The sequence below is a fragment of the Mangrovimonas futianensis genome (assembly GCF_021245805.1).
Taxonomy (GTDB): Bacteria; Bacteroidota; Bacteroidia; order Flavobacteriales; family Flavobacteriaceae; genus Mangrovimonas; species Mangrovimonas futianensis.
Window position 1 is genome coordinate 494,995 of record NZ_JAJJNF010000002.1, and the last position, 11,811, is coordinate 506,805.

Genomic DNA, 11,811 nt, shown 5'->3' on the forward strand with positions numbered 1-11,811 from the left:
ATTGAAAATTTGTACCAGCAGCTCCTATACCCAGACTAAAAAGGCATGCTATTTTCTTTTGTCTATTACAAGAATGGGCTTTCGGCTCATGGAAGGAAAGCGTATGGTTTCAATTTCCTTTTTGTCATGGAATTCTATTTTAGGAGTAACCCTTAGTTTGGCTCTGAAATGATCCTTGATATTGTGCATGAATTTATCTGATTTATTATGGCTCGCAATTTTTATACAGATTTCATCAGTGCCAATATTATTATGATAAATTTCTATAACATAACATTCTACCTCATTAAAATCATTCAATATATTCTCCATGGCTGGAGGGTATAAGGTAGTCCCTTTGTATTTAATCATTTGCTTTTTTCTCCCCACCACAGGCCCCAATCTTATGGTATGACGACCACACTCACAGGGTTCTTCATGGGCTGTAACCATATCTCCCGTTTTAAATCTTAATAGGGGCATGCCCTCAACACCCAAGGTGGTAATAGTCAATTCGCCCACTTTTCCTGAAGGTACGGGGAGGTTGTGGTCATCGAGTATTTCGGCTATAATTAATTCCGGATGATGATGTCCCCCTTTTTGAAATTCACATTCGGTAAAGGCGGTATTCATCTCTGTCGACGCATAGGTAGAGAATAATTGAATGTCCCACTGAGAGGTGATTTTTTCAGCTAAAGTATTTAAGGTGAAATCTTGATTCCTCAAGGATTCACCAATGCAGATAGCACCTTTAACACCAGATTCTTCTAAATTAATATCATGCGACTTAGCATATTCTATCAATTTAAGAAGGAAAGAAGGAACAACAATTAAATAGGTTGGTCGGAATTTTAGAATAGAATCCCATTGCAATTCTGGTATACCAGCACCAACTCTAATGATACCGGCTCCCAATTTCCTTACACCCAGAAAATAGGCCAATCCCGCCATAAATCGGCGGTCTATGGTGGTCATCAGTTGTAGCACATCTTTGCCAGTTACACCAGCACAGGCAAATGAAATAGCCTCATTATAGGCCAAACGATCAAGGTCTTTATCTGTTAGAGCAAAAGTTACCGGATCCCCTAAAGTGCCAGAGGTCGTTACATAGTCAATGATTTTGTTTTTGGGAACACAAAGAAAATCGTCATTATATTTTTGAAGGTCATCCTTGGTGGTCACTGGAATTTGAACCAAATCTTCTAAAGTTTTGATTTGCTCTATATCAATATTTTGACCTGCAAACAGCCGTTGGTAATAGGTGGAATGTTCCTTTAAATACGGTAATAATTCTTGCAGTTTGGCTTCTTGGAAAGCCTTTATATTTTGTACGGATGCTTTTTCTATTTCAGGAATCATTCGTCTAATTTCCGATGTGTTTTTTTAATATAATTTTCGACCTCTTGTTTACTCGGTATCGTAGTAATTTCTTTGGTCAGTGCTTTTTCAAAATTAAGCAAAGCCTCATTGTATTCTCCTTTTTCGTAGTAATATTTACCAACTAAATAATGAACTTGCCAAAAGTTTGGGTTTAGCGCTTTAAAATGGTTTAGAAATGCTGTTTCCAAGGAGGTATCTTCCTCTATAGCTTGAACTATCTTCCGACTATCAATGCGATAAGTTTCATAATTTTTATAAGCCTCGGTATAAAGGAAAGGATCTTTTTCAATGGTTAACCTTGTTTCCTGTAATGAGATTTCGGGTGAAGCGTTGATGGAACTGTCAAAAATTTTATTCAAGTCATAGGCTACAAATGCTCCTAACTGGTAAGGATTGGAAGAAACCCAGACCAATCCCTGCTCTGGTTTGAAAACAATACCGTGATGGGCTAGTAATTGATTTAAGGCTTTTTCGTTGCCATAACCTATAGCTTCGTCATGAAGACCTTCTTTATTCCTCAAAATGTCAATGGCTTTCTTAGGAGTAAGTTTTTCAGTTTGGTTCAGCAGTTCCTCCATACGTTCATAGCGGTATTGGGAATGACTTTCGGCTATATGCTTTAAATTTCTTTCATCATCTTTGTAAGCATCACTTTGGAAGTGGTTGGAGCAAATTAATTCATTGGAGTTTGTAACTTCATAAACACCAAAATTCTTTGGAGACACCTCGATGGTTACAGCCCTCTTATCATTTGCACTACCCACAAAAATAGATTCTGAAACAAATACCTGGCGTTTCTTGGCTATGGCGATGGCTTCCTCAATATTTGAGGCATATTGCAAAATTTCTCTTGTCACTAAGGAAATAGGCGTTTTTGCAGCCAAAGGTATTTTTGATTTGCCAGCATTGATGGTAACTGTAAGTCCTTGGGTATTCATTCCTGAAACAACACCTATCATTCCCGGCCAAGTAACAGACATGAATGCGTAACCATCTTGGGGTTCAACAAAAGCGATGATTTTATTTTTTGAAAAGTCATCACCAGCATAGAAATCAAAGTTTCTGGCAATAATCAAGCTGCCATCTTCCGTTTTGTTTCCCCAGGCGGCAAAGGAAGAACAACCGACCAAAGCTAAATCTTGAAAAGCATGTCCAATATCATGGGCGCCATGAAAGTAAAGAATACGAAGATAATCATCGGCAACATAGTCGTATTTATCACCAGCATATTTTGATAACCCGTAGATTTCTGCTTTGTATTCTTCAGGAATGTGTAGGTACATTTTTCGATTGTACCATGCTAATATTTTTCTAAGTAGTTTCTGTTTGAATTTCGATGGGACCATATCTTCCACCTTACCCAAAAAGGCTGCTTCTTGTTTCACAAAGAGTTCCTGGGTCAAAAGTCCGGTTTTCATTCCGATTTCGAGAGGATCGCCAGAAACCATAAGTTCCCATTGCCCTTGTTCGTTTTTGGTAAGATGACTTGAATCCAGCACAAAGGTGGAATCATTGATTTGGGTTCTTTCGGGAATGTTATGATTGTAATTACTTACCTCTGGAACATCTTTAATGGACTTAGAAACACCACAAGACCAAAGATTGATAACCAAAAGACCAATAATAAGCCAAGAAGGAGCCAAGGATTTTATGATAGAAGTTTGGGCGTTATTCACTGAGATTCTTATGGGTGTTTTTGATGGTGATTTCGTTTTTATAATCAATCCATTTCTGACCACGCAATTTACGCATACCGTTTTCAAAATGCCGCATAAAAAAAACATTATATAACATTTTAGCAAAGGTCTTTGGTTTCTTGGTGAAAGCTCTAAGAGTCATGGAAAAACCACCATTAAGATATTTAATATAATGCCAATAACCACTGGGCATATACAAAGCATCACCATGATTCATGATTACTTCATAACCTTGTAATTTCTTTAAGGCAGGGTAGGTTTCAAAATCGGGATTGTCTAAGTCTATTTCTTCTAAATTGTGTACCGAAAAGGGAATTCTATAAAGGTATTGAGTTTGATCTGGAGCAAATAGCATAACACTTTTTTTTCCATGAAAATGAAAATGAACCAAATCGGATAAGTCCATATCATAATGCGGAAGTACTTTGGAACCTTCACTTCCAAAGAACATGGCAGGCAATCTTTTGAAAAATTTTAGACCGATATCGGGGTATTCAAAATCCGAAATCAGTTTTGGCATGTTATCTAGAATGTTATAGAAAAAGATCCTCAGGTCGGTGGGTTTCGTTTTTAAAATCTCTATGTAATCATAGAGTTTCATTTTCATAACAGGTTCAGCCGAATATTGTTTTCCTTTGGTGGGTTCATTATTGTAAAGAGGCACTTCTTGATCTCCAGCTAGACTTTGGATATAATCCAAATTCCATTTTTTGTAGGCCGGCCATTCTTTTGTCAAACCTTCAATTAAAACAGGTTTTTGAGGTTTATAGTACTTTTCAATAAACGCTTCTTTTGAAATGTCTTTTACTCTCTCAATTGGTTTGGTTTGAATCCTTTCCATAGGTTAGGTTATTTCTTGAGTTTGATTTGCTTCATTGATGGCATCTACCAAATAGGCTTTTCCTAATATTTCTGAACAGGTTAAGACGGCTCCTATTGTTACTCCAAGAATTCCATGCATGTTGAGACTTTGTCCTGTAAACAAGAGATTGTCTATTTTGGTTTTAGGCGAAAGGATAGCTTGCATAGGCTTTTCGGCATCTTTTAGAAAGCCGTACATAGACCCTCCAAGGCTTCCTATATAATCTCTGTAAGATAAAGGGGTAGAAGTGTAGGTCTCTAAAATACAAGAGCGTATGGCTGGAAATTGTTTTTCCAATTCCAACAGGATTTGTTCTGTTTTTTCAGCTTTGAATTCCTCATAGGTTTGGCCCCGTTCGTTTTTGTATTTAACCGTATGAAACGTATGGGCCCAAGGAAGCACCTCTTCATATCTCATGTAGGACATGATTGTCATGTTTTCGGCATAGTCATCCATGTTTTTTTTCACTCCTAAGGATACCATATAACTTTCAGGCCAATTTTGGATGTCGTAGTCTTGAGAGGTCCATACTTTTTCTGGAGTTTTGAAATGGTAAATATTGTGATTGAAATATTTGAAGGTATCGGGTTTAAATACAATATAGAGACTAAAAGCCGCTACGGTTTTTTTAATGTTTTTGATCCTATTGATGTATGGTTTTTTCAACGGACTTTCACCAAACATGTTTAATGTTGTTTGAGGCTCGATATTTGAAATAACCCAATTAGCGGTAAATTCGGTGCCATTTAAACAGGAAACCTTTGATATTTTATCATTCTTGAGATCCATTTTTACAACCTCTTGATGTTTTAAGGCAACACCCCCCAAACGCTTCAGTTTTCTTATCAATAATTTGGTGATTTGACTGCCTCCATTAATACATCTATATGAACTTTCAATATAGGAATTGACTGAGAGGGCATGAACATAAAAAGGTGTGGATTTCAAACCGGCATAAAGGTAGTTAGACCCCATTAAAACCGCTTGTAACTTTTTATTTTGAGTGAGCGCATTCACGACTTCCCAAGTAGACTCTTGAAACACACTCAAATCATAAGGAGATCCTTTCTGTAGAGAATAAAGAGGAAACTTGGAACAAGTTTCTTTCATTTTTTTGGAATAAGCCTTGATGGCTTCAGACTCGGTCGGGAATTTCTTAATAAGTTCCTCTTCAAACTTGGCATAGCCTTGGGCATGAGGGTACCATTGTGGGTCATTCCCAAAAGTAATCCTATCATAGGCCAACTCATCCATCTTTTTTAGGTTGAGGTCATGTGCTATTCCTAGATAATTAAAATATTTAAAAAGATTTTGCCCTTCACTAAGTCCTCCTAAATAATGGACACCTGTATCAAATATGGTTTTATTTCTAGTGAAGGTTTGAAGGTTTCCTCCAAATTGCTGGTTTTTTTCTAAAACACATACGCTATAGCCTTCTTTAGCAAGAATAATGGCTGAGACCAAACCTCCCAGACCACTTCCTACAATGACAACATCGTAATGGTTTTGCATATTATTTTTTTTGAAGCTTTAAGATAATAAGTTTTTCGTTTTCAATCGTGGGGGTTAGTTGGTAATTTTCCAAAAGTTTGTTTTTTAAGGATATACCATCTTTAATCAGCACAACTTTTTTAAGTTTTGGCAGGGAATTAAAAGTGAAAATATCAAAATTAAAGGCAGCGTCTATGACGACTACTTCAATCTGATCATGGATTGTTGAAGAAATTGTTTCATTAAAATGTAGATTGTAATGAGGACTGTTGGTTAAGAAACTATTTTTTAAAATAGTTCTTATGTCTAAATTTTCAGTGAAAACACTGATTTTCCTCTCTGGTTTATCTAGAGCCATTAAGAAATCAAAAGCGCCAAAATCTTTAGATAAATGAGCAACTTGTGTATATTCAGTCAGTTCATCAAGAATTTGGTGGTACGTATCTTTATTATTGAAAATATCTTTTTTTACTGTTTGGTAAAGTGTATCACCTTTATAACGATATTCCTCCAAAAGTAGGCGATGAAAATAACGACCGTCTTCAATTTCTCTTCTGAAATTGAAAAATTCGTTTTTAAAATGAGCGCTTATTTGTTTCGTTTTTTCTCGGGTTGTTGTGCCAAAAGAAGGGTCCTGAGGTGAAATACGTTCCAATACTTTTAAGGTAATACTGCCGTCTCTGATGACAAAACTACCTTTAGGGATTACCTCAGAATTTCCATGGATTAGAACTGGAAGGATATCCAATTGAAACTCTTCTGCCAAATGAAAAGCGCCTTTGTGAAAGCGTTTCATCTTGTGCGTGTAAGATCTGGTGCCTTCAGGGAAAACCACTATGGAATAGCCTTGTTCTATTTTTTCTTTTAAATGATCCATCCCTTTGTCAATTCCTTCACTTACAGGGTAGTAACCCGTAAATTTCATGGCATATCCAAAAATGGGAGACTTGTATACCCAATCGTTTACCAAAAAAATGATTTTTGGGTAAAGCATTTCTAAGGCAAGTGTGTCTAAGAAAGACGTGTGGTTTGAAATAATTATGGCGGGTTTTTCAAATGTTTCACCTACCTCATTAATAACTTTTTTCTTGACAAAAGGATTGGAGTATAATACCGAAGTCATAAAGTTGGAGGCCAATTTATGAAACCACGGCATGCTTTTTTTTCGGCTTATGGGCAGTATTTTTACAAATAAGGTTCCAATTATCGGAATTATTACAGTTCCCAAACCATAATATGAGAATGAAATAATGGCAAAAACCAAGTATCGAAAACTGATGGGTCGCTTTTTATTGCTTCCAATAAAAAGTTGGAATAACAAGGGTTGCACTGTGAACGCATTCACCATGGCTGATAAAATGCCAATTATGGACACAAGGGAAATGGTATATAGTGCTGGATGTTTGGCGAAAATCATCACCCCAACTCCAAGAATGGTAGTGATTACCGACAGGATGATTGAGGTTTTGTGGGTCGGTAAAACCGCTTCTCCAGTTCGGTATTCGTGCAACAAGCCATTGGTAATAAAAATGCTGTAATCTATACCCAATCCGAATATAAATGTGGATATAATGATGTTAAAAATATTAAACTCAATCCCAAAGAGCCCCATTAAACCAATGGTGAAGAACCAAGTTAAACCAATGGGTATACTGGTAACTAATGTTAATGAAAAGCTTCTATAAAAGGCAAATAATATGAACAAAACAGCCAATAGGGAATAAAGAACCAAATCGTTAAAGTCATTTTTCAAATTCCCTAAGAATGTCTCATTCATGCCTTGTCGATCAATCAAAAATATATGTGGATTGGAATCAAACTTTTCATGGATGTTTTTGACCTCATTTGAGTCAAGTTTCACCAAAGATGTGACGGTAGAAAAACCGTCTTTGGTAGACACGTAGTCTTCAATTTGGATGGCATTGATGGCTTGGTAACTTTCTACCGAAAGTGAATTGAATTCCTTGTCCAATAGACTATAAAAATCCTGATGTGTTTTGGGCTTAAAGCCAAACTTCTCTCCACTTAAAATGAGATTCTTTTGCAACTCATTTTTGGTGGATTCATCCCAAAATGATTGCCATTCAGCAATGCGTTCATCTTGGATTTTTATCGACTTGACTAAACCTCCAATGGAACTGAAATCAGTGATTTCCTTGTTGGATTCCAGTTTTTTAAGCGTTGAGTAAACGGAATCATTCGTTTGCAGTGCTTTTTGCAGTTCTGTGTTAAATGCCGCTACATAAACTGATTTTGATCCAATATTTGTGATCTGTTCCAAGCGGTTTTGAGCTTCCTTTAACTTTGGGGGCTCATAATTTAACTTGGTAATATCTTTATTGAAAGAGACATGATGGAACCTAAATAGACTTATAAGTATGAGTCCTCCTAAAATCACAAACATGACCTTTTTCTTGTGAAATGGAATTTCGGCAAAGCGGTCAATTAAACTTTTCCTATCAGTTAGTTTTATAGAATCTTTATAGGCTTGTGGGATGAAAACCAAAGCAAAGAAGGAAGCGCCAATAACGCTAGTGGCAGCAAATATCCCCAAATCCTGTAATGCTTGGGATTCTAAAAACAACAAACATAAAAAAGCCAGTGCTGTAGTTAAGCTGCTCATTAAAATAGGTTTGGTGATTTCCTCAAACAAGGCTTTCATGTTGTTGCTGGCTCTGATGTGGGTAAGCACATGTAAGGAATAATCCAGGGTTACTCCAAGAAGCACAGAGCCTATTCCTAAGGAAACGGCTGATATTTTTTCTCTAATAAAAAACAGAAGTGTCATGGCGAGCAATCCGCCAAAAAGAGTGGGAACAAAAAGTATGATAGGGAGCAAAAGCTTTTTGTAAAAGAGGATCAAGATCAACAGCAAAACGGTCATGGCAATACCTACCGTAAACTGTATATCATGTTTAATTTGTTTGGCATTTTCGACGGCTACCAAGGCGCCTCCAAAATATTCGCAACTTGCCTTTCCTTTAAATTCTGCATTTAGTTGCTTGTTTATTTGATACAAAAGATCAGCAAACTTGGCATTTTCACCTGTTTCACTGGAAGGGAAAGTGGGGGATATAAAAAGTAAAATATGGTTTTTATCCTCACTTACCAAAAAGCCATCGTGAAGACTAATTTTGTCACCAAAAGATAGACTTTGGAGCTTTTTTAATCCTATTAAACCAAGTCCCAAAGGATCCTTTACAATTTGTTTTTTGGTAACGAATCCCGATGGAGAAACCAACGATTTGTAGTTAGCTTCAGTTATACGTTCAATGCTGTCAAGATTTAGTTTTTGTTTGATGGTCTCATAATCTTGTCCATCTAAGAATAAAGGAAGATTGTCATAAACAAAATTTAGGGTATTTAAAACTTCCTCGTCTTCGACTTTCCCTTGAACAGAAGCTACATATGAAGGAGCCTTTGCATATAAACTGTCTAAGAATTGTGAGGCATACTTGGATAGGTCATTTAAGGTTCCTGATTCCGATTTAGAAATATTGACAATGATTTTATCAGCAAAATTGACTGTTTTGAAAATTTTTCCCGCATTTTCATTTTTGTCATTGACAGGTATTAGTTTAGTAATGTCTTCTTCAAATTGGATATTAAATGACACATAGAACAAACCTAAAATAGCGAAGAGCATCCCAACGAAACTAAGAGTCTTTCTTTTTTTGATTTGTTGGGATATATTGAAGAAGATTTTAGCCATTATTTAAAACCATTTTCCTTTTTTCAAAAACAGTGAAGAAGAAATAGGCCAAAATACCCAAAATTAGGGCAGAGAAACCGGCTAATGTAAAGCTTCCGACGATATAAGTTTCTAGATGTTTGACAATTTCAAAATTGTTAACAAGGTCATCCAAAGTGAAGGGGTAATTAACATTTAAAACCCATTGTCCCACCTTGGAACTGGCATACAAAATAAAGGGTATGAATGGAGGCAAACTCACATTTGAAAATGCAAAGGCGATAGCTTTGTTTAAGTTGAAAAAAATGGCTAGAAAAATAACAATAACGGTATGGAATCCCCAAAATGGAGATAACCCTATAAACACCCCTAGGGCAATGGATAATGCCTTTTTTCTGGGAGAATCATAACTACCTAAAAAATCTTCAACAAAAAATCGTTTAACCCCTTTTTTTTTAAGACTCCTAAAAATATTTCTAGGTTTGATAAAAAATAAAGTCAAAAAAACCAGCCAGGTATTCAGAATACTAATTCTCGTAAAGTCTTTAAATGGACGGAAGTGCGATACTCTTTCAGAATGATCATAAAGTATTTGAATGGGAATGTTTTTGACTTCGACGTCTTTCCATGCCGACTTAACAATGACTTCAATTTCAAACTCAAATTTGGTAGTAAAAAACTTTAGATTTTTAATGATGTGCAGTGGATACATACGGTATCCAGATTGGGTGTCTTCTAGTTTGATGCCAGTCTCGAACCAAAACCAAAAGTTAGAAAAATTGTTTCCAAAACTGCTTTTTGAGGGAACCCCCTCTTGTCTCATATTACGGGCACCAATTAATAATAAATCCCGATTCTTGCTAAGTTCCAATTCATTAATGAAAAGGGGAATATCACTTGGGAAATGTTGTCCGTCAGAATCAATTGTAATAGCAAATTCATAACCCTGTTCCAAAGCCACTTCAAAACCTTTTCTTAATGCCATCCCTTTACCTTGGTTTTTTTCAAAATGAATAACCGTAAGATTGGGGTAGTCCGATAACAACGATGGAGTGGAATCTGTAGATCCATCATTGATTATAATGATTTGCTCTGTATAGTTTAAAACGCCATCTATAACACGTTTTAAAGTGCGTTCGTTATTATAAGTTGGAATAACAACACAAACTTTTAACTGATCTATTTTTTTTGTGATTTGATTTGAATTCACCCGCTACAAATCTTAGTTCTTAATTACGCACCAAATCTTTTTCTTCAGGAGTAAAAAGAGTTGATTGTAAGATATAATCTTTAATGTGATTTTTCAAGTTGATGGAAGAAATACTTGAATATTGTTTCAATAAAAACAACTTGTCTTTATCTATGTCCTCTTTGTAACCCAATAATTTGGGTGTGTTTTCTTGAATCCCTAATCTTATAAAACGGGGTTCGATAGCATTGGGCTCCTTTTGTATGGCATATTCCAAGAGAGTGGCTCCTTCTACAAATCCTTCCTTTTTTTCCTTAATGGTTTTAGCACCTCTAGCTTTTAATGCTATGGAAGCTCCTTTGTAGGCTACCAGTGTAACCGCATCTTCCTTTTTCACGGGAGACAAGGCAACATAAAATGCTTCTACCTTGGATTTGTCGTGTGCAGCATCTCTATACATATCTCTAACCTCTTTCAAATCTAAAGATTGATTTGTAAAGGCAAATAAAGTTATGATAAGGTATAGAAATTTCATTTTAAATGGTTTTGAATCCCATGCTAAGTTTTAATGCCACAGTTTCTCCAAACTTCGTCGTGTTTTTTACCTTATAGTGCTGGTCTTCTTCAACGATATCCAAGGTTAATTCCAAATCTGGAGTTTTTTCAGGATTGATGATGGCCATAAACTTCACATTACTTGAAGATTCCATAAAAAGAGATTTACCAACAATTTGTTCGGTAAGTTCTTTAATGATTTGCATCATACAAACACCGGGAGTCACAGGATTTCCGGGGAAATGCCCCTTAAACACCTCATGGTTTTTATTGATAGTGATATGGGCCTTAGCTGAGTTTTCAACTACGGTCAAATCATTTAGGGTATAAAAGTCTTTGATTAGCATGAGTTTAAAAGTTGAACTTATAAGCCACCCCTAATTGAATGACTGAATTAAGTTGATTGTTTTCTTCATTATGGTAATATCCATTTGAATCATAATAGCTATCATCCCAAAAATCCAGATCAATAAATCCTTGTTTGTATCTAGCTTCAATTGCTAGTCCAAACGGGAATTCATAACCTATACCAGCAAACAAGGAAAAATCAAATGGGGTGATGTCACTATCACTATCATCATTTATGAGATTAATCCAATTGTCATCAAAGTTAAAATCTAAACTTGGTCCAGCAATGAGATGTAATCCTAATCCTTTAACTGGGAAAAATTTATTTGCTACTGCAACAGATACATAATGAATGTCGTAGTTATCCTCGATACCGCCTATAAAATTTCTTTCGGCACCTTGGTTGCTGTATACTATTTCAGGCTGTAAGGTATAGAATTCGGTCAGTTTCAGGGCTCCAAAAATGGCCGCATTCAATCCCATTTTGGAATCCGTTCTTGTGTTTGAAATACTTGAATAATTCGCCCCGATTCTTACTCCTGGTCGAAATGAGACCTGGGAAAAGGAAGTAAATGACACCAAAGTAAGGGCTAAAATAAATAGGTTTTTTTTCATAGGG

9 protein-coding genes are annotated in these 11,811 nt (G+C 36.0%); all 9 read right to left on the reverse strand.

The window, feature by feature from the left end:
* Positions 1-48: 48 nt before the first annotated feature.
* From flxY to LOK78_RS05105, 9 genes are read right to left on the reverse strand one after another with little or no spacing between them, the layout of a single operon-like run.
* Complete coding sequence (gene flxY, locus LOK78_RS05065) at positions 49-1,338, reverse strand: flexirubin biosynthesis putative acyl-CoA ligase FlxY (RefSeq protein ID WP_232634078.1); 1,290 nt, start codon at positions 1,336-1,338, stop codon at positions 49-51.
* Positions 1,335-3,035, reverse strand: coding sequence for a C45 family autoproteolytic acyltransferase/hydrolase (locus LOK78_RS05070; RefSeq protein WP_232634080.1), 1,701 nt, complete (start codon positions 3,033-3,035; stop codon positions 1,335-1,337). Before LOK78_RS05070 ends, flxY begins: the two co-directional genes overlap by 4 nt.
* Complete coding sequence (locus LOK78_RS05075) at positions 3,028-3,897, reverse strand: cupin-like domain-containing protein (protein ID WP_232634082.1); 870 nt, start codon at positions 3,895-3,897, stop codon at positions 3,028-3,030. The genes LOK78_RS05070 and LOK78_RS05075 overlap by 8 nt, the downstream gene beginning before the upstream one ends.
* A gap of 3 nt (positions 3,898-3,900) precedes the next feature.
* Positions 3,901-5,430, reverse strand: coding sequence for a phytoene desaturase family protein (locus LOK78_RS05080; protein WP_232634084.1), 1,530 nt, complete (start codon positions 5,428-5,430; stop codon positions 3,901-3,903).
* Between the two features lies 1 nt (position 5,431).
* A complete protein-coding gene (locus tag LOK78_RS05085) occupies positions 5,432-9,121 on the reverse strand; it encodes an MMPL family transporter (RefSeq protein WP_232634086.1) in 3,690 nt (1,229 codons plus the stop codon).
* Positions 9,114-10,310: a DUF2062 domain-containing protein gene (locus tag LOK78_RS05090; protein WP_232634093.1), complete on the reverse strand. Its 1,197-nt coding sequence runs from the start codon at positions 10,308-10,310 to the stop codon at positions 9,114-9,116. Before LOK78_RS05090 ends, LOK78_RS05085 begins: the two co-directional genes overlap by 8 nt.
* 19 nt (positions 10,311-10,329) lie before the next feature.
* On the reverse strand, positions 10,330-10,824 hold the full coding sequence (locus LOK78_RS05095; protein WP_053970653.1) for a hypothetical protein: 495 nt from the start codon (positions 10,822-10,824) through the stop codon (positions 10,330-10,332).
* Position 10,825: 1 nt separating this feature from the next.
* Positions 10,826-11,191: an ApeI family dehydratase gene (locus tag LOK78_RS05100; protein WP_053970652.1), complete on the reverse strand. Its 366-nt coding sequence runs from the start codon at positions 11,189-11,191 to the stop codon at positions 10,826-10,828.
* Between the two features lie 4 nt (positions 11,192-11,195).
* Positions 11,196-11,807, reverse strand: coding sequence for a porin family protein (locus LOK78_RS05105; protein ID WP_053970651.1), 612 nt, complete (start codon positions 11,805-11,807; stop codon positions 11,196-11,198).
* Positions 11,808-11,811 lie beyond the last annotated feature (4 nt).